Consider the following 16,534-nt stretch of genomic DNA (forward strand, 5'->3'; position numbering starts at 1 on the left):
CGGGGCAGAGTACGAGAGAGAAACACACGATCGGCCGCCACCTTTCGTTGCCCTTAAGTAGAAGACGGGGGTAGGACCGAGTGCGTTACGTGTAGGGGAGCGATCCCCGAGTCCGCAAGGGCGACGATAGACCGACGGTGTTGTGGTAGCCAAGCGGCCCAAGGCGCATGGTTGCTAACCATGTGGCGTCAAGCCTCCGGGGTTCAAATCCCCGCCACAACGTCGGACATTTGCTGGCGCTTTCCCGCCAGTCAATTTGCAACGCGCGCAGACCAGACACAGATATACGACACATGAGCGCCGAAGAACCTCAAGAACAAGAAGACGACGAAGATCTTCGATACTTCGTCCGCATCGGGCAAACCGACCTCGATGGGACGAAGTCCGTCGAGCGCTCGCTCTCGGAGATGAACGGGATCGGTCGCCGAACCGCCCGGCTCATCGCCGAGGAAGCGGGTGTCGACCGAACGGCGACGTTCGGCCGACTCGACGACGACGTCATCGATGGCGTCATCGAGGTCGTCGAGAACTACGCTGACGAAGTCCCCGACTGGCTCAACAACCGACAGGACGACTTTTACAGCGGTGAGACGACCCACGAGATCGGCAACGATCTCCAGTTGACTCGACAGCACGACATCAACCGGATGAAGATGATCGACTCCTACAAGGGCACGCGCCACAAGCGCGGCCAGAAGGTTCGCGGTCAGCGAACCAAGTCCACCGGCCGAACGGAGGGCACTATCGGAGTCAACGTCGAAGAGATCCGCGAAGAACAGGCCGAGGAGGCCGCCGCCGAAGAAGAAGAGGACGAGGGTGAATAATGCCACTCGGCACTGACACCAAGCAATACGAAACGCCGAACCACCCCTACCAGGGTGAACGCATCGCAAGCGAGCACTCCCTCGTCGACCGCTACGGTCTCAAGAACAAGGAAGAGCTCTGGCGAGCACAGTCCGAGCTTCGCTCCTACCGGCGCGAGGCCCGAGAACTGCTCGGTCAGGCCCAGGACGACGAAACCGTCATCCGCCGCTCCGAGGAGTTCCTCGGTCGGCTCAAGCGCGTCGGCATCCTCGACGAGACCGACGAACTCGGCGACATCCTGTCGCTCGAGATCGAGGACGTCCTCGAGCGCCGACTCCAGACGGTCGTCTACCGCTCCGGACTGGCGAATACGGCCCAGCAGGCCCGCCAGTACATCACGCACGGACACATCATCGTTGACGGCCAGCGCCACCGCGTTCCGTCCTACGTCGTCGACATCGACGAGGAGGATCTGGTGGCCTTCGACGAGAACAGTCCGCTCGCGGACGAACTCCACCCCGAACGCGCGGAGGGTCAATAACATGAGTCAGGACGACGAGAAATGGGGCATTGCCCACGTACACGCATCGTTCAACAACACCGTCATGACCGTGACCGACCTCACGGGCGCGGAGACGATCGCCAAGTCCTCCGGTGGGACGGCGGTCAAGCAGAACCGCGACGAGGCGTCGCCGTACGCGGCCATGCAGATGGCCGAGTCCGTCGCCGAAGAGGTCAAAGCGGCCGGCATCACGGGCCTGCACGTTCACGTGCGCGGCCCCGGTGGCAACCTCCAGAAGTCCCCCGGTCCGGGCGCGCAGGCGACGATTCGCGCGCTCGCCCGCTCGGGCATCGAGATCGGGCGCATCGAGGACGTCACGCCGATCCCCCACGACGGATCGCGCGCTCCGAAAGGCAAGGGCGGCTACTAGATCATGACTGAGGAGTACGACGTCGAGTTCGTCGAACGCGAGGATCGTGAAGCACGGTTCCTCATTCGCGGCGTGACACCCGGGTTCGCCAACGGCATCCGTCGAGCGATGGTCGCCGACGTGCCGACGATGGCCGTCGACACCGTCCGGTTCGTCGAGAACTCGTCGGTCATGTTCGACGAGCAACTCGCGCTCCGAATGGGACTCGTCCCGCTGACGACACCGCCGGTCGGCGAGTTTGGCGAAGACGAGACCGTCACGCTCTCGATCGACGTCGAAGGGCCGGCGACCGCCTACTCCGGCGACCTCGTCTCCGAGGACGACCTCGTCCAACCCGCGGACGACAACGTCCCGATTATCGAACTCAAAGACGGCCAGCGCCTCGAGGCCGAGGCGGATGCGGTCGTCAACCGCGGGAAGAACCACGCCAAACACCAGGGCGGGGTCGCAGTCGGTTACCGACACCTCCAGCGCGTGGAGGTCGACGGTGACCTCCCCGAGTTCGAGGACGAAGAGAGCCGGATCATCCGTGGCGTCATTGAGGACGACGGCGAACTCGTTGCAACGAGCGAGTTCGACCACGACCTCTCGAATCGCTATCCGGGCAAGGAGGTCCGGGTCGAGGACGTGCCAAACGCCTTCGTCTTTCACGTGGAGACGGACGGCTCGTTCCCGATCGAGGAGCTCGCGACGCGGGCCGCGGACACGATCGCGGCGCGTGCGACTGAACTCGAAGACGCAGTACAGCTGTAGATATGAACCGACGCCCCCAACCCAATTCGGGCACGCCGCTCGCCGATGCCGTGAGCCACGAGACCGGCGATCGCGTGTCCACTGGAATCGAAAGGGGTTTGAAGGGGCGACGGGTAGACGGAAGTGCGAGCAGGGATAGCCAAGTCAGGCCAACGGCGCAGCGTTCAGGGCGCTGTCTCGTAGGAGTCCGCAGGTTCAAATCCTGCTCCCTGCATCACTTCTCTACTGTCGACCGACAGTCCGTCTCCGACAGCTCGCAGATCGACTGCGAGCACCGCGGACACGTCGGCCGTCAGGGCAACAATTTCGATTCCATCGTCGACGGCGCAGTTCCTCGCGTCGTCGATCAGTTAGCAGTTGGAGGATACCAATGAGTAGCAAGACTAATCCGAGGCTCAACGATCTTATCGCCGAGCTGAAGTCGACGTCCCGCGAAACGGACGCCGGCATCTGGCGAGACGTTGCGGATCGACTCGAGAAGCCCCGGCGCACCCACGCTGAGGTGAACCTGGGCCGCATCGAGCGGTACGCACGCGAAGAAGAGACTGTCGTCGTTCCCGGCAAAGTGCTGGGCTCCGGCGCACTACAGAAAAACGTCACCGTCGCCGCCGTCAAGTTCTCCTCGTCCGCAGAGACGAAGATCGAACAGGTCGGCGAGTCGGTCACCCTCGAGGAAGCCCTCGAGGACAACCCCGAAGGGTCTAACGTCCGGGTGATTCGATGAGTCTCGCAGAGTTCGACGCAGATCTCGTCGTCGACGCACAGGACTGTATTCTCGGCCGGGTCGCAAGCGAAGTCGCCCAGCGCGCGCTGGACGGCGACCGCGTTGCGATCGTCAACGCCGAGGACGCGGTCATCACCGGCGACGAAGACGACATCTTCGAGACGTACCGCACGCGGCAAAACCTGGGCTCGGACCGCGGGCCGTACTACCCCAAACGACCGGACATGATCTTCAAGCGGTCCGTTCGCGGGATGCTGCCGTACAAGAAAACGCGTGGCCGCGAGGCACTCGACAGCGTCCGCGTCTACGTCGGCAACCCCTACGAGAACGACGACGACCACGAGTCGGAGGTCCTCGAGGGGACGTCGCTGGATCGACTGTCGAACATCCGCTTCGTCCACCTACACGAAGTGTCCGAACAGTTAGGTGCTAACGTCACATGGTAACCAACACGAGTGGCAAGAAAAAGACGGCCGTCGCTCGCGCTACGGTGCGCGAAGGCGAGGGTCGAGTTCGAATCAACTCCCAGCCCGTCGAACTGGTCGAACCCGAGATGTCCCGGCTCAAGATGCTCGAGCCGTTCCGCATCGTCGGCGACGACCTGCGCGGCGAGATGGATATCGACGTTCGCGTCGAGGGTGGCGGCATCAGCGGCCAGGCAGACGCCGTCCGCACCGCCATCGCGCGCGGCATCGTCCAGCACACGAACGACGCCGAACTCCGCGACGCGTTCATGGAGTTCGACCGGTCGCTGCTGGTCAACGACGTCCGCCAGTCCGAACCGAAGAAATGGGGCGGCCCGGGCGCTCGGGCGCGCTACCAGAAGTCCTACCGCTGAGGTGATTCAAGCATGATGGTACCGGTCCGGTGTTTCACCTGTGGCAACGTCGTCGCCGAACACTGGGAGGAGTTCGACGAGCGAGCCAACGAGGGCGACGAGGACCCCGAAGAGGTTCTTGACGAACTCGGCGTCGAGCGCTACTGCTGTCGGCGCATGCTCGTCAGTCACAAGGACCTCGTCGACGTCGTCTCCCCGTACCAGTAACAATGCAACAACAACAGCACAACCGCTACGAGAAGGCACGCATCCTCGGCGCTCGAGCGCTGCAGATCTCCTACGGCGCGCCGGTGCTGACCGAGACCGAGCAGACCCAACCGATCCTCATCGCCGCCGAGGAGTACGACGCTGGCGTGTTGCCGTTTACCGTCAAGCGGGGGTACGACAGGAAATGACGCTTATCACCGACATCCGGCTGCGTCGGATCCTCGACTCCCGAGGCAATCCGACGGTCGAGGCCGATGTCGTAACCGAGAGCGGCGGCTTCGGCCGTGCCGCGGCACCGAGCGGTGCCAGTACCGGCGAGTACGAGGCCGTCGAGCGGCCGCCGGGCGAGGCGATCGCCGCGGCCCGGGAACACGCCGTTCCCCGGCTCGTCGGTGAGGTCTACGCGGGCAACCAGCGCGATGTCGATGCCGCACTGCACGCCGCCGACGGCACCGACGACTTCTCGGAGATTGGTGCCAACAGCGCGGTCGCGATCTCGATGGCCGCCGCGAAGGCCGGTGCCGACGTGCTCGGTGCTCCGCTCTTTCAGCATCTCGGCGGGACCTTCCGTGGCGAGAACTTCCCGATTCCGCTCGGGAACGTCGTCGGCGGCGGCGAACACGCCGCCGACGCGACCGACATTCAGGAGTTCCTCGCCGCACCCGTCGGCGCGCCGAGCGTCGCCGACGCCGTCTTCGCGAACGCGGCCGTCCACGCCGCCGTCGCAGACCTACTCGAGGAACGCGACGTTCCGTGTGGCAAGGGCGACGAGGGCGCATGGGCACCGTCGATCGACGACGGCGAGGCGTTCGACGTCGTCGCCGAGGCGGTCTCGATGGTTCAGGACGAGGTCGGTTTCAACATCGGCTTCGGACTGGACGTCGCCGGCGCGGAGCTGTACGATTCCGTGTCCGGAACGTACGAGTACAGCGACGTGAGCCGCGACACCGACGAACAGATCGAGTACATCGCCGAGTTGGTCGAGGAGTACGACCTCGTCTACGTCGAGGACCCGCTCGATGAGGACGATTACGACGCCTTCGCCGACCTCACGGACGAAGTCGGCGACCAGACGCTGATCTGTGGTGACGACCTGTTCGTCACGAACACCGATCGGCTCATCGAGGGAATCGATCGCGGCGCGGCAAACAGCATCCTGATCAAGCCAAACCAGATCGGGACGCTGACGGACGCCTTCGACGCGATCGAACTCGCGACGGAGAACGGCTACGACTCGGTCGTCTCCCACCGGTCGGGCGAGACCGAAGACGCGACGATCGCACACCTCGCCGTTGCGACCGACGCGCCCTTCATCAAGACGGGTGCCGTCGGCGGCGAGCGAACTGCAAAGCTCAACGAGCTCATCCGAATCGCAGACGACGCGACATGACAGAGAACGACGCAACCCAGGAAGGGCTCGACGCCGCCGAGGAGGCGATCGACGAGGAGCCAGCCGAAGGGGCTGGCCCCGCCGCCGACGCCGACGACGTCGAGCCAGTAGACGAACAGCCCGCCGACGCCGAGGGATCGCCCGCGGCCGACGCAGAACAAGCCGACGACGCCGAGGACGACGCCGGTCCGACCCTCGACGACGACGTGATGTCCGACGAGGAAGCGGACCTGTTGATCCCCGTCGAAGACTACCTCGGCGCTGGCGTCCACATCGGGACCCAGCAGAAGACCGAGGACATGGGCCGGTTCATCCACCGCGTCCGGACCGACGGGCTCTACGTGCTCGACGTCTCGAAGACCGACGGCCGTATCCGCACGGCCGCGGACTTCCTCGCGAACTACGACCCCGAGCAGATTCTGGTCACGTCCTCACGCCAGTACGGCCGGTTTCCGGCGGAGAAGTTCGCCGACGCCGTGGGCGCTCGCGCCCGCACCGGTCGCTTCATCCCGGGCACCCTGACGAACCCGAAGTACGACGGCTACATCGAGCCGGACGTGCTCGTCGTCACTGACCCGATCGGCGACGCCCAGGCCGTCAAGGAGGCTATCACGGTCGGCATCCCGGTCATCGCGATGTGTGACTCCAACAACCAAGTCAGTAACGTCGACCTCGTCGTCCCGACGAACAACAAGGGTCGCAAGGCTCTCTCGGTCGTCTACTGGCTGCTCGCCAACGAGGTCCTCGACCGACGCGGCGCAGAGCCGTCCTACTCGCTCGAGGACTTCGAGAGCGGCGTCTAACGCGTTCGATATTGATACTGTTCGTTTTCTCACGACGTTTGCGCGCCCAGCGGTGCGTTCGGCGTTCGAAGCGGGTCTGACACTACGTTTGAGGAGGCAAGCGTCGCAGTTACTGTGCCAACTGACAGCTCCCCACAAGGTTTACCGTGTGATAGAAAGGTAATGATCGTATGGATAGGTCACGGTCACACGTCGCTGACGATACGATTCGTCGGTGGGACCGCGCGTTTACTGCACTCTCGGCCGAACCGCGACGGCAGGTCGTCAGGTCGTTGATCGATGTCGCCGCCGGCGAGTCCATCCGGTTGCCCGAGGCCGTCTCGAACTCGAGCATGGCGACGGAGTTCGATCAGTTGCGGATTCGATTGCGCCACCACCACCTCCCGCTGTTAGCGGAGGCGGAGCTCGTCCAGTGGGAGGACGATCCGTTGCGCGCCTACCGCGGTCGCGATTTCGAGGAAGTAAGTGTTATCATCGAGAGCCTGTATGCGAACGCCGACGAGATTCCCGATCGGTTGGTCAGTGGCTGTCGGACCCTCGAGCGGAAACGCGAGAGCAGTAGTTCGGAGTGTGGGCTGAGCGGGTAATTCCGCCGCGAGACGCTGTGTTCTGCGATCGGGTGTACAGTGACATTCAAGAGCGACTAGAGCGCTGAGCACAGCCCGGAGTGGTGGCCAGTATCTGGTTACGACGCGGCCGCCTCGAGCAAATCGTCGATCAGTTCAGCGGCGTCGGCGGCCGTCGCGCCGAAAACGTAGGTCGCGGGTTCGATCCCGAACGCGCCGCGGTGGTAGGCGACGCGGGGGACCGTTCCGCGGTCCGCGAACTGGCGACGGAGGTGTGCGCCGCGGTCTTCGTAGTCGGCGTCGAACTCAAGTGGGTCGAGTCCGCGTTTTCGGGCGGCCTCGAGCAGGTCGTCGTCGGTGGCGATGTTGATAGCGCCCCGGACCTCGGGTTCGACGGCATTCGCGGCGATGACCGCCGTCGCGACGTGTTTCGACGCGCCGAACTCCGGATTCGCCGGGATCTCAATGCGACCGCCCATGGCGTAGATCCGGCCGGGGATCGCGGCCACGTCGGTTTCGTCACGGGGATCCGGCAGGCACATGCCGACGTTCGTCCCGACGTTCGGCACGGCGTCGACCATGCCGGGAATCGAGGCGAGGGTCCGTGTGGCAGTGCGGACGTTCGCGAGCACGTCCCGTTCGGCCCGCACGTCGGGGTCGAGTCCGCGAACACAGAGATCACAGCCCAGTCCGCGCAGTTCAGGCATCTCCTCTTCGTGGAGTTCGCAGATGGGGCCCCGATCCTCGAGGCTGCGGACGAGCGAGAGGAGTTCGGCGAGGGCGTCGTAGCCGTCTAACTCGCCGCTCGCGAGGCCGTCCGCGATGCGTTCGACGGTCGCGACGGTTTCGGGGTCGTTCCGGAACCGGTCGTCGCCGCCGCTTTCGCCGCCGACGTACTTGCTGACGGCGGCTTGGGTCACGCCGAGTTCGTCGGCGATCTCCCGTTGGGTCAGGCCGCGCTCGGCGAGTCGGACGGCCAGCATCGCCCGTACCGTCGGCAGGAACCGATCGACGACGAGTTCACTCGGCAAGACGAGCGACATACGACCGAGGTTCGACTGCAGGCACATAAGTCCCCTCTGCCGGCACGGGATCGGTCGACTGTCCGAGGACGGTCGCCGGCGGGTGGCAACAACGACAAAGATAGCTATTAACCGTCGTCGGACGAACGGCCGGGCATGACACTCTCGAGCGCTCCCGGGAAGGTGTATCTGTTCGGGGAGCACGCAGTGGTTTACGGCGAGCCCGCCGTTCCGTGTGCGATCGAGCGACGGGCACGGGTCGAGGCGACCCAACGGGACGACGGCCGCCTCCGAGTCAACGCTGAGGATCTCAGCCTCGACGGGTTCACCGTCGAGTACGGCGCGACTGCGGACAGCCGTCCCGACGTTGACGTACCGGAGTCGCTGGTGACGGCGGCGACACAGTACGTCGACGGCGCGATCGAGCAGGTCCGGGCGGTCACCGGCGAGGACGACGCCGGCTTCGACGTCACGATCGAGAGCGACATCCCGCTGGGTGCCGGACTCGGCTCCTCGGCGGCGGTCGTCGTCGCCGCCATCGACGCTGCGACCCGCGAACTCGGCGTCACGCTCGAGCCCGAGGAACTCGCGGAGCGGGCCTATCAGACGGAGTCACAGGTCCAAGAGGGACAGGCTTCGCGGGCCGACACGTTCTGTTCGGCGACCGGCGGTGCGGTCCGCGTCGAGGGCGACGACTGCCGCTCGCTCGAGGCTCCGGACCTGCCGATCGTGATCGGGTTCGACGGCGGCGCGGGGGACACCGGCCGATTGGTTGCGGGCGTCCGCTCCCTGCGCGAGGAGTACGATTTCGCGGCCGACACGGTCGAAGCGATCGGGGACATCGTCCGGAACGGCGAGGACGCGCTCGCCGACGGCGACGTCGAGGAGATCGGGCGGCTGATGGACTTCAATCACGGCCTCCTCTCCGCGCTCGGCGTCTCCTCGCGCTCGCTCGATACGATGGTCTGGGCGGCCCGGGACGCGGGTGCCCACGGCGCGAAGCTCACCGGGGCCGGCGGCGGCGGTTGTATCGTCGCGCTCGACCCCACCGAAGAGACGGAGACCGGGCTGTCCTTTACGCCGGGCTGTGAGGACGCCTTCCGCGCGGAACTCGCCGAAACCGGGGTGAAGCGGCTCGAATGATCGTCTTGAAACTCGGTGGGAGCGTCATCACCGAGAAGGACCGCCCGGAAACCCTCGACGGCGCGGCCCTCGAGCGAGCGGCCGACGCGATCGCCGCGGCGCTCGACGCCGGACTCGAGAATCTCGTGATCGTCCACGGCGGCGGGAGTTTCGGCCACCACAACGCCAGCGAACACGGCATCAGCACGACTGCTGGGACCCGCGACGCGAGCGCGGCGCTCGACGTCCACGGTGCGATGAAAACGTTGAACCAGTTCGTCTTGAGCCGCCTGCTCGACCGCGATGTGGACGCGGTGCCAGTCCACCCGTTCTCGGCGGCCCACCGGGATGGCGCGGGGCAACTCAGCCTGCCGACCGGCCAGATCGAAACGATGCTCGGCGAGGGGTTCGTCCCGGTCATCCACGGCGACATGATCGCCCACGCCGGCGCGGGCGCGACCGTGATCAGCGGGGACGAACTGGTCGCGGCCCTCGCTCGCGCCCTCGAGGCCGACCGGGTCGGCCTCTGCTCGACGGTCCCCGGCGTGTTAGACGACGATAATGCGGTAATCGACCGGATCGGCGACTTCGAGACCGTCGCCGACGTGCTGGGGGCCAGCGACGCGACGGACGTAACCGGCGGGATGGCCGGCAAGGTGCAGACGTTGCTCGAACTCGAGGCCGAGGCGTCGATCTTCGGGCTCGAGGCGCTCGCCTCGTTCCTCGAGGGCGAGAATCCGGGGACGACGATCGACTGAGCCCGTCGCGACCGCTCGCACTCACTCTCTTTTGACCGGTAGAACTGCGAGAACTGGCGGTATTCGGGAAGCGTTCGAAATCCGGCGGCAGCTCAGCGGGTCCAGAACCCGCCGGTAAACATGACGAGCACGGGAATAATCTCGAGGCGACCGATCCACATCAGGAAGATCATCAGGAGCTTCGAGGGGATCGGGAAGTCCAGATAACTGCCGAACGGACCGAGGAATCCGAATCCGGGACCGATGTTCCCGATCGTGGCGAGGCTCGCGCTGAACGCCTCGAGCGGCGTTATGTTGTCGATGGCGGCGACGCGGCTGGCGTCGAGTGCGATGAGCAGCGTCGCGATCGCGAAGATGAGGAGGTACATGAACGTAAAGCCGAGCACGCCGCGAATGGCGTCCTCGTCGACGACGTTGCCGGCGAGCCGGATCGGGCGGACAACCTCGGGATGGGAGGCCGTAAACAGCTCTCGACGGAGTACCTTGAAGACGATCAGCCACCGGACGACCTTGACGCCGCCGCCGGTCGAGCCGGCACAGCCGCCGACGAGCATGGCAAAGAGAAGGACGATTCTGCCCGTCGAATTCCAGTCGGCGAAGTCACTCGTCGCGTAGCCGGTCGAGGTCAGCAGCGACGCGATCTGGAACGCGCTCTGTCGCAGCGAGTTCTCGAGGACCCCGTCGGTCACGCCGCCGAGGTCGCCGAGCGCCGGCGCGGCACCGGTATAGAGGACCCCGGCGAGGAGAACGGTCAGCGCACCGATCGCGCCGATATAGGCACGAAACTCCGAGTTGCGGACGAATCGATGCCCCTCCCCGCTGAAGACGTGCCAGAACAGGGCGAAGTTCATCCCCGCGATGATCATGAACGGGATTGCGGTCCACTGGACGATCGCGGAGAACGCCGCGACGCTGTCGGATTCCGGCGAGAACCCGCCCGTCGGCAGGGTCGTGAACCCGTGGGCAATGGCATTGTAGAGGTTCATTTCGGGTGCCATCCCCGCGAGGTGGAGCCCGTAGAGAATGGCCATGTACACGATGGTAAAGGCGAAGTAGACGAGCCAGAGGATCCGCGCGGTTTCGGCGATTCGCGGCGTGAGCTTCTGTAGCTCCGGCCCCGGCGCTTCCGACTCGACGAGCTGTGCGCCGCTGACGGCGATCTCCGGCAGGATCGCGACCATCAACACGATGATCCCCATCCCGCCGAGCCACTGGGTGAGCTGTCGCCACATCATCACGGCATGCGAGTGGCGCTCGAGGGAAATCTCGCTGAGCACCGTCGCTCCGGTCGTCGTGAACCCGGACATCGACTCGAACAGGGCGTTGACGGGATGGGCGAGCGTCGATTCGGTCCCCCAGCCCGCGAGCACGTACGGCACCGCGCCGATGATCGCGACGGCCAGCCACGAAATCGCCACGAACAACATCGCCTCACGGACCTCCAAGTCCGGCTCGGGACTGAGTCGCTCGAGGCCGTGGCCGACGGCGACCGTCAGCGCGATCGTCGCGACGAACGGGAACGCGGGATCGCCGTAGATGAGCGCCACGACGAGCGGGATCACCAGCGGGACGGAGAGGTACTTGAGGACGGTTCCGACCAGCGCCAGACTGGCCCGCCAATCAGTACGGAGCCGCATAGAACACCCCGATTTCGCAGTCACGTCTGGGCACGATATCTAACGGCATTTCGGCTCGGTCCTATTAATCCATCGTAAGCACCCGCCACCGCGACGATAATCGATCCCGGATCACTGCGAATCGTGGCGTCATTCGGACCGGTTCGGCGTGACTATCGTATCAATATAATTTGATAAGGGCCTATATACGAACGGCACGTATACTTATCTATGAGCGTTCGACCACCAAGCGTTCGTCACCCGCACTCGTTTTACGACGTGTTCAGCGTCGTTGCCGCAGCGGTGGCGATCATGGCCCTCGTCCTCGCAGTGCGATACGGGTCGGTCATCCGACTCGAGATGGTCGTCTTCATGGCGGCCGTCTTCCTGTGGGTCGGCTGGGCGATCGAACGGATTCTGGCCGAATCCGAAGCACGGTCGAAACGGCGTCGGCAGACGCCACCGTGGAAGTGACCTCGCGGTCGGCCCGTCGATAGCGGCCTGCGCGGTACCGGGGCGGAGACAGCTCGGCGGATTCGGACTCGAGATCGGGTCCCGATCGAGGTCAGTAAAGCGATATATTTTCAACGAATACCCGACAAGACCGACGTAATGTATATCGTCATCGTCGGTGCGGGCGATATCGGAATGCCCCTCATCGATATCGCGACCCGATCGGGCAACGAGGTCGTCGTCATCGAGAACGACCCCGAACGGGCGGATCACGTCGCCGGTGAGTACGACTGTCTGGTCCTGAACGACGATGCGACGGCCCACAATGCGCTTATCGACGCCGGAATCGAGAAAGCTGACGCCTTGATCAGCACAACCGATCGGGACCCGACAAACATCATGGTCTGCCTGCTCGGGCAGGAACACGAGGTCCCCACGATCGTCTCGGTGGTCCACGATCCCGAGCACATGAACGTGTTCCGCCAGATCGGCGTCAACACGATGGAAAACCCCCAAGAACTCATCGCCGAATACCTCTACCGAGCGGTCGCTCGCCCGGCGATCGTCGACTACATGCAGATCGGCGAACAAGCGGAGGTCTTCGAGATCCGGGTCACCGAAAACGCGCCGATCGCCGGGAAGACACTCATCGAGGCGGCGGACGAAGACCTCCTCTCCGAGGACGTCCTGATCGTCGCGATCGAACGCGATGGGCGAGAGCAACCGATCACGCCGCGCGGAGGGACAACGGTTCAGGCCGGCGATTTGCTCACCGTCTACTCGGCGTTCGGTGCCGATCCCGAACTCACGGACGTGTTCGGCCACCCCGAAGACCGGTTACGATGATGTCGGACACGCACGAGCGGGACACTGCTCTCGATCGACCGCACCGGACGGCCTCGAGCGAGCGGCCCTCGACTCGAGTGCGTGATCGACAGCGCGGTGCGAACTCGAGTCCATCGGGAGCGAGGAGAGAGACATGAACGAGGCGGTGGAAACGATCGGCCGGGACTTGGGGCGCATGTTTCAGGCACTGGCCGGTCTCCTGTTCGTCTCGACGCTCATTCCGCTGGTTTGGGGCGAGTACTACGCGATTCCGGCATTGGTCGTCTCCGGGCTGATTCCGTTCGCGATCGGCTACGCCCTGAGTTCACGGTTCCGGAAGGCGACCAGGCCCGGCAAACTTCACGGGATGATCATCGCCGCACTGGGGTGGTTCTGCGTCGCGATCTTCGGCTCGCTCCCCTTCGTCCTCATCGCGTGGACGGTCGAGTTCGCGCCGCCGATCCTCGGAGAGCCGTCACAGACATCGACGCTGGCGGCATTTACGAACCCGCTCAATGCGCTGTTCGAGAGCATGAGCGGCTTTACGGGCACCGGCCTGACGATGACCGACAACGAGGAGGTCCTGCCCCGAACCCTGCAGTGGTGGCGCTCGTTCATCGAGTGGGTCGGCGGCGTCGGCGTCATCGTCCTCACGACGGCGATCCTCGCTCGGCCGGGGAGCGGCTCGCTCACCCTCTACGAGAGCGAGGCTCGCTCGGAGCGGATCCATCCGAGCATCGTCTCGACGGTGCAGACGATCTGGTGGATCTTCATCCTGTTTACCTTCGTCTCGATCCTGCTGCTCTGGGTCGTCGGGATGCCGATCTGGGGCGCGATCAACCACGGGATGACCGGCCTCGCGACCGGCGGGTTCTCGATCACCGACAACTCGATCGCGACCTACGACAGCGCCGCCATCGACTTCGCACTCCTGCCGATCATGCTGCTCGGCAGCATCGCGTTCCCGGTCCACTACCTCATCCTGCAGGGCGACCTGCGGAACCTCTATGCCGACCTCCAGACCCGCTGGGTATTCATCTATATGGGGCTCGGAACGGCCCTGCTCACCGCGTTGGTGTACGTCGGCGACACGTACGACTCCCTGTTTACGGCGTTTCGGTACGGCTCGTTCCAGTTCGTCTCGGCGGCGACCTGTGCCGGCTTCCAGACCGCCGTCGACGCGACCAACGTGGCGCTCGGGCGCTGGCCGACCCAAGCTCAGCTCACCGTCTCCTTCGGGATGCTCATCGGCGGCGCGGCCGGGTCGACGGTCGGCGGGATCAAGCTGATCCGGGCGCTCACGCTGGTGAAGGGCATCCGGTTCCGGATCTCGGATGTCTTCTATCCCGAGACGGCCGTCCGCCGACTGCGGATCAACGGCCGCCGCCTCAACGAACAGGAGATGCGCCAGGAGTTCGAAGAAGCGGCGATCATCACCGCGCTCTGGTTGATCTTTCTCGGCATCGGCACGTTCGTGCTCCTCTTGCTGCTCCCGCAGGGCGAGTACACGCTCGAGAACGTGCTCTTCGAAGTCGCGAGCGCACAGGGTAACGTCGGCCTCTCTGCAGGGATCACCGGCCCCGAATCGCTGCCGACGCTCGGCAAGATCATGTTCCTCTTCAACATGTGGATCGGCCGCCTCGAGATCATTCCCGTCTTGGTGCTGTTACGAGCCGGCTTCCGCCGCGGAGGGCTCTACTGATGCGGGTCAGTGAGCTGCCGATCGTCGGCGACCTCCTCGAGTCGGGTGCCGAAGACCGGGTCTTCGATTCGCTCCTGCTCGTCGGCCCGCTGCTGATACTCGTAATCGCGGTCGCCGGCAGGTCGGCTCTGACGACGGGACTCGCCGCCGCATACGTCATGTTCTTCGTCGCGTACGTCCTCTACCGCGGCGTTCGCCACTGAATCGGTGGGTCGGAATCGAGAATCGGGTTCGGGAAGTAGGGGTCGAGATCGGGGGTCAGAGACTCGAGCGGTCGCGAATACTGGCCGAAACCAGATTCGTCTACCAGCTTTCTAGCAGTGATCGACTGTGTATATCGAGAGAAGACGAAGACAGAAGTCCTAAATCAGTTCGACGACCTCGTCGAGCGCGGCCGCGTCGACGAAGACGATGACGTGGTCGCCGGGCTGGACGACCGTGGACCCGCGCGGCGTGATGTGTTCGCCGCCCCGGGAGATCGCACCGATGACGACGCCGTCGGGGAGGTCGTTCGTCGCGGCGGCGATGTTCCGGCCGACGAGGACGCTCTCTTCCCCGACCTCGATCTCGATGACCTCCGCGCGGTCGTGCTCGAGCATCGCCACTTTCTCCGTGTTATCGGTTCGGGTAAAGCGGACGATTTCCTCGGCCGTCTCCTCGCGGGGGTTGATCGCGACATCGATGCCGACCGTCTCGAAGAGGTCGGCGTACTCGGGGTTCTCGATGATGGCGACGGTCCGATCGACGCCGAGCCGGTCGGCGAGCAGGGAGACAAGCAGGTTTTTCTCGTCGCTGTCGAGGGCGGCGATCACGACGTCGGCCTCGCCGACGTGTTCGCGGGCGAGGAACTCGGAGTTGGTCGCGTCGCTTTCCATGACCATCGTGTTCGGGAGCGCTTCGGCGACCTCGCGGGCCCGTTCGGGGTCGCGTTCGATCAGTCGCGGCCGGAACCCGTGGTCTTCGAACTCGCGAGCGGTCTGGAAGCCGATCTCGCTCGCGCCGACGATGACGACCTCTTCTGCCTCGTCCGGCGTGCAGGCGACCTCGTCGGCGAACTCGTTGATCGACTCCGGACTGCCGATCACGACGATCCGGTCCCCGCCCCGAATCACCGTGTCGCCTCTGGTGACGACCATTTCGTCGTCCCGGAAGATCGCGGCGAACGTGAGCGAATCGTAACAGTCGGCCTCGCTGACGGTCCGATCCGCGATCGGGCTGTCGGTCGCGATATCGAACTCGGCCATACGGACGAGCCCGCCGGCGAACGTATCGACGTCGTGAGCGCTTGGCAGGCCGGAAATACGGAATATCGCCTGCGCGGTCAGCAGGTCCGTACAGACCATGAAGTCGACGCCGAAGGCTCCCTGTGAGCCCTGCCACGTCTCGAGCAGCGTCCGGCGGCGGACCCGCGCGATGGTAAACACCTCGCTCGTCGCCTTCGCCGCGCCACAGACGACCGCGTTCGTCTCGTCGTTGTCCGTACAGGCGATGACGAGACTCGCCTGTTCGAGGCCGCCCTCGCGCAGCGTCTCGAGGTCGGTCCCGTCGCCACGGATCGTAAGCACGTCGAGCGAGTAGGTGAGCTCTTCGACGAGATCGGCGTCCTGATCGACGACGGCCACGTCGTGGCCGTCCTCCAGATTGGCGGCGATCGACCGGCCGACTTCGCCGGCTCCGACGATGATTACGTACACGACGATCCCTCCGAGAGCATGTTAGTGGCAATCGGTTTCGGAGCGACCGGCAAATGAATTGCGGTGTCAGAAGGATCCGGAGCGATCCCGCCGAGGTGCCCTGAGACGGCAATACGACCGACCTAACGGCGGACGAGCTAACCCACTGCGTTTTTAACACCCGGGCGTGTATGGGCCAGTAGCGAAACCCGCGGGCAAGTGCGTTCGGGGCTTGCGATGTCGCGAGCTATCGAAGACGGAACCGCCGTCGCACCGAGCGCATAGCGGGATGGCCGACGCGCTGCAAGACGCCGGGGCCGGACACGACTAGGCGTCCGCGGACCGT

General features: G+C 64.8%; 21 protein-coding genes and 2 tRNA genes. 20 read left to right on the forward strand and 3 right to left on the reverse strand.

Going from position 1 to position 16,534, the window contains the following annotated elements; translation table 11 throughout:
- Nucleotides 1–139: 139 nt before the first annotated feature.
- The 14 genes from C489_RS16540 (at nucleotide 140) to C489_RS16605 (ending at nucleotide 7,038) form a co-directional block, all read left to right on the forward strand.
- A tRNA-Ser gene (locus tag C489_RS16540) sits at nucleotides 140–222 on the forward strand.
- Nucleotides 223–293: 71 nt separating this feature from the next.
- Nucleotides 294–824, forward strand: coding sequence for a 30S ribosomal protein S13 (locus C489_RS16545; RefSeq protein ID WP_006432485.1), 531 nt, complete (start codon nucleotides 294–296; stop codon nucleotides 822–824).
- Nucleotides 824–1,345 carry a 30S ribosomal protein S4 gene (locus C489_RS16550; protein ID WP_006432486.1) on the forward strand — a complete coding sequence of 174 codons (522 nt, stop codon included), beginning with the start codon at nucleotides 824–826 and terminating at the stop codon, nucleotides 1,343–1,345. Before C489_RS16545 ends, C489_RS16550 begins: the two co-directional genes overlap by 1 nt.
- 1 nt (nucleotide 1,346) lies before the next feature.
- Nucleotides 1,347–1,736: a 30S ribosomal protein S11 gene (locus tag C489_RS16555; protein ID WP_006184686.1), complete on the forward strand. Its 390-nt coding sequence runs from the start codon at nucleotides 1,347–1,349 to the stop codon at nucleotides 1,734–1,736.
- A gap of 3 nt (nucleotides 1,737–1,739) precedes the next feature.
- Nucleotides 1,740–2,489, forward strand: coding sequence for a DNA-directed RNA polymerase subunit D (locus C489_RS16560; protein ID WP_006432487.1), 750 nt, complete (start codon nucleotides 1,740–1,742; stop codon nucleotides 2,487–2,489).
- Between the two features lie 129 nt (nucleotides 2,490–2,618).
- Nucleotides 2,619–2,703, forward strand: a tRNA-Leu gene (locus C489_RS16565).
- A 156-nt stretch (nucleotides 2,704–2,859) separates the two neighbouring features.
- On the forward strand, nucleotides 2,860–3,213 hold the full coding sequence (locus C489_RS16570; protein ID WP_006432488.1) for a 50S ribosomal protein L18e: 354 nt from the start codon (nucleotides 2,860–2,862) through the stop codon (nucleotides 3,211–3,213).
- A complete protein-coding gene (locus C489_RS16575; protein ID WP_006432489.1) occupies nucleotides 3,210–3,659 on the forward strand; it encodes a 50S ribosomal protein L13 in 450 nt (149 codons plus the stop codon). Before C489_RS16570 ends, C489_RS16575 begins: the two co-directional genes overlap by 4 nt.
- Nucleotides 3,653–4,051, forward strand: a complete 399-nt coding sequence (locus C489_RS16580; RefSeq protein WP_006432490.1) for a 30S ribosomal protein S9 — start codon at nucleotides 3,653–3,655, stop codon at nucleotides 4,049–4,051. Before C489_RS16575 ends, C489_RS16580 begins: the two co-directional genes overlap by 7 nt.
- Before the next feature lie 12 nt (nucleotides 4,052–4,063).
- The gene (locus C489_RS16585) at nucleotides 4,064–4,258 is read left to right on the forward strand and encodes a DNA-directed RNA polymerase subunit N (RefSeq protein ID WP_006432491.1); all 195 of its coding nucleotides are present in this window, start codon (nucleotides 4,064–4,066) and stop codon (nucleotides 4,256–4,258) included.
- 2 nt (nucleotides 4,259–4,260) lie between these two features.
- Nucleotides 4,261–4,446, forward strand: a complete 186-nt coding sequence (locus C489_RS16590; RefSeq protein ID WP_006432492.1) for a DNA-directed RNA polymerase subunit K — start codon at nucleotides 4,261–4,263, stop codon at nucleotides 4,444–4,446.
- The gene (gene eno, locus C489_RS16595) at nucleotides 4,443–5,648 is read left to right on the forward strand and encodes a phosphopyruvate hydratase (RefSeq protein WP_006432493.1); all 1,206 of its coding nucleotides are present in this window, start codon (nucleotides 4,443–4,445) and stop codon (nucleotides 5,646–5,648) included. Before C489_RS16590 ends, eno begins: the two co-directional genes overlap by 4 nt.
- Nucleotides 5,645–6,451 carry a 30S ribosomal protein S2 gene (gene rpsB, locus C489_RS16600; RefSeq protein WP_006432494.1) on the forward strand — a complete coding sequence of 269 codons (807 nt, stop codon included), beginning with the start codon at nucleotides 5,645–5,647 and terminating at the stop codon, nucleotides 6,449–6,451. The genes eno and rpsB overlap by 4 nt, the downstream gene beginning before the upstream one ends.
- A 170-nt stretch (nucleotides 6,452–6,621) precedes the next feature.
- Nucleotides 6,622–7,038 (forward strand): hypothetical protein, encoded by a 417-nt coding sequence (locus C489_RS16605; RefSeq protein WP_006432495.1) that lies wholly within the window; start codon nucleotides 6,622–6,624, stop codon nucleotides 7,036–7,038.
- Nucleotides 7,039–7,136: 98 nt separating this feature from the next.
- Here C489_RS16605 and C489_RS16610 read toward each other — a convergent pair whose 3' ends face one another.
- Nucleotides 7,137–8,060: a thiamine-phosphate synthase family protein gene (locus C489_RS16610; RefSeq protein WP_006432496.1), complete on the reverse strand. Its 924-nt coding sequence runs from the start codon at nucleotides 8,058–8,060 to the stop codon at nucleotides 7,137–7,139.
- A gap of 135 nt (nucleotides 8,061–8,195) precedes the next feature.
- On the opposite strand from C489_RS16610, the gene mvk reads away from it, so the two are divergent.
- Both mvk and C489_RS16620 read left to right on the forward strand, forming a co-directional pair.
- Nucleotides 8,196–9,182, forward strand: a complete 987-nt coding sequence (gene mvk, locus C489_RS16615) for a mevalonate kinase (RefSeq protein WP_006432497.1) — start codon at nucleotides 8,196–8,198, stop codon at nucleotides 9,180–9,182.
- The gene (locus C489_RS16620) at nucleotides 9,179–9,919 is read left to right on the forward strand and encodes an isopentenyl phosphate kinase (RefSeq protein ID WP_006432498.1); all 741 of its coding nucleotides are present in this window, start codon (nucleotides 9,179–9,181) and stop codon (nucleotides 9,917–9,919) included. The genes mvk and C489_RS16620 overlap by 4 nt, the downstream gene beginning before the upstream one ends.
- Nucleotides 9,920–10,011: 92 nt before the next feature.
- On the opposite strand, the gene C489_RS16625 is transcribed toward C489_RS16620, so the two are convergent.
- Nucleotides 10,012–11,556, reverse strand: coding sequence for a TrkH family potassium uptake protein (locus C489_RS16625; RefSeq protein ID WP_006432499.1), 1,545 nt, complete (start codon nucleotides 11,554–11,556; stop codon nucleotides 10,012–10,014).
- Between the two features lie 210 nt (nucleotides 11,557–11,766).
- Between C489_RS16625 and C489_RS16630 the strand changes: the two genes are divergently transcribed.
- From C489_RS16630 to C489_RS16645, 4 genes are all read left to right on the forward strand, one after another.
- Complete coding sequence (locus tag C489_RS16630) at nucleotides 11,767–12,009, forward strand: hypothetical protein (protein ID WP_049890968.1); 243 nt, start codon at nucleotides 11,767–11,769, stop codon at nucleotides 12,007–12,009.
- Between the two features lie 138 nt (nucleotides 12,010–12,147).
- A complete protein-coding gene (locus C489_RS16635; protein WP_006432501.1) occupies nucleotides 12,148–12,834 on the forward strand; it encodes a potassium channel family protein in 687 nt (228 codons plus the stop codon).
- 133 nt (nucleotides 12,835–12,967) lie between these two features.
- Nucleotides 12,968–14,515 carry a TrkH family potassium uptake protein gene (locus C489_RS16640; RefSeq protein ID WP_006432502.1) on the forward strand — a complete coding sequence of 516 codons (1,548 nt, stop codon included), beginning with the start codon at nucleotides 12,968–12,970 and terminating at the stop codon, nucleotides 14,513–14,515.
- A complete protein-coding gene (locus C489_RS16645) occupies nucleotides 14,515–14,718 on the forward strand; it encodes a hypothetical protein (protein ID WP_006432503.1) in 204 nt (67 codons plus the stop codon). Before C489_RS16640 ends, C489_RS16645 begins: the two co-directional genes overlap by 1 nt.
- A gap of 159 nt (nucleotides 14,719–14,877) precedes the next feature.
- Here the strand turns inward: C489_RS16645 and trkA are convergent, their stop codons facing one another.
- Nucleotides 14,878–16,209, reverse strand: a complete 1,332-nt coding sequence (gene trkA, locus C489_RS16650; RefSeq protein WP_006432504.1) for a Trk system potassium transporter TrkA — start codon at nucleotides 16,207–16,209, stop codon at nucleotides 14,878–14,880.
- Nucleotides 16,210–16,534: the final 325 nt, after the last annotated feature.

It is taken from the genome of Natrinema versiforme JCM 10478, assembly GCF_000337195.1.
GTDB lineage: Archaea > Halobacteriota > Halobacteria > Halobacteriales > Natrialbaceae > Natrinema > Natrinema versiforme.

Coding starts and splice junctions, on each gene's coding strand:
- C489_RS16645 (WP_006432503.1), top strand. CDS start 14,515: ATGCGGGTCAGTGAGCTGCCGATCGTCGGCGACCTCCTCGAGTCGGGT.
- C489_RS16560 (WP_006432487.1), top strand. CDS start 1,740: ATGACTGAGGAGTACGACGTCGAGTTCGTCGAACGCGAGGATCGTGAA.
- C489_RS16555 (WP_006184686.1), top strand. CDS start 1,347: ATGAGTCAGGACGACGAGAAATGGGGCATTGCCCACGTACACGCATCG.
- C489_RS16570 (WP_006432488.1), top strand. CDS start 2,860: ATGAGTAGCAAGACTAATCCGAGGCTCAACGATCTTATCGCCGAGCTG.
- C489_RS16590 (WP_006432492.1), top strand. CDS start 4,261: ATGCAACAACAACAGCACAACCGCTACGAGAAGGCACGCATCCTCGGC.
- C489_RS16605 (WP_006432495.1), top strand. CDS start 6,622: ATGGATAGGTCACGGTCACACGTCGCTGACGATACGATTCGTCGGTGG.
- C489_RS16630 (WP_049890968.1), top strand. CDS start 11,767: ATGAGCGTTCGACCACCAAGCGTTCGTCACCCGCACTCGTTTTACGAC.
- C489_RS16550 (WP_006432486.1), top strand. CDS start 824: ATGCCACTCGGCACTGACACCAAGCAATACGAAACGCCGAACCACCCC.
- C489_RS16575 (WP_006432489.1), top strand. CDS start 3,210: ATGAGTCTCGCAGAGTTCGACGCAGATCTCGTCGTCGACGCACAGGAC.
- C489_RS16580 (WP_006432490.1), top strand. CDS start 3,653: ATGGTAACCAACACGAGTGGCAAGAAAAAGACGGCCGTCGCTCGCGCT.
- C489_RS16620 (WP_006432498.1), top strand. CDS start 9,179: ATGATCGTCTTGAAACTCGGTGGGAGCGTCATCACCGAGAAGGACCGC.
- C489_RS16635 (WP_006432501.1), top strand. CDS start 12,148: ATGTATATCGTCATCGTCGGTGCGGGCGATATCGGAATGCCCCTCATC.
- C489_RS16610 (WP_006432496.1), bottom strand. CDS start 8,060: ATGTCGCTCGTCTTGCCGAGTGAACTCGTCGTCGATCGGTTCCTGCCG.
- eno (WP_006432493.1), top strand. CDS start 4,443: ATGACGCTTATCACCGACATCCGGCTGCGTCGGATCCTCGACTCCCGA.
- C489_RS16545 (WP_006432485.1), top strand. CDS start 294: ATGAGCGCCGAAGAACCTCAAGAACAAGAAGACGACGAAGATCTTCGA.
- rpsB (WP_006432494.1), top strand. CDS start 5,645: ATGACAGAGAACGACGCAACCCAGGAAGGGCTCGACGCCGCCGAGGAG.
- C489_RS16585 (WP_006432491.1), top strand. CDS start 4,064: ATGATGGTACCGGTCCGGTGTTTCACCTGTGGCAACGTCGTCGCCGAA.
- mvk (WP_006432497.1), top strand. CDS start 8,196: ATGACACTCTCGAGCGCTCCCGGGAAGGTGTATCTGTTCGGGGAGCAC.
- C489_RS16640 (WP_006432502.1), top strand. CDS start 12,968: ATGAACGAGGCGGTGGAAACGATCGGCCGGGACTTGGGGCGCATGTTT.
- C489_RS16625 (WP_006432499.1), bottom strand. CDS start 11,556: ATGCGGCTCCGTACTGATTGGCGGGCCAGTCTGGCGCTGGTCGGAACC.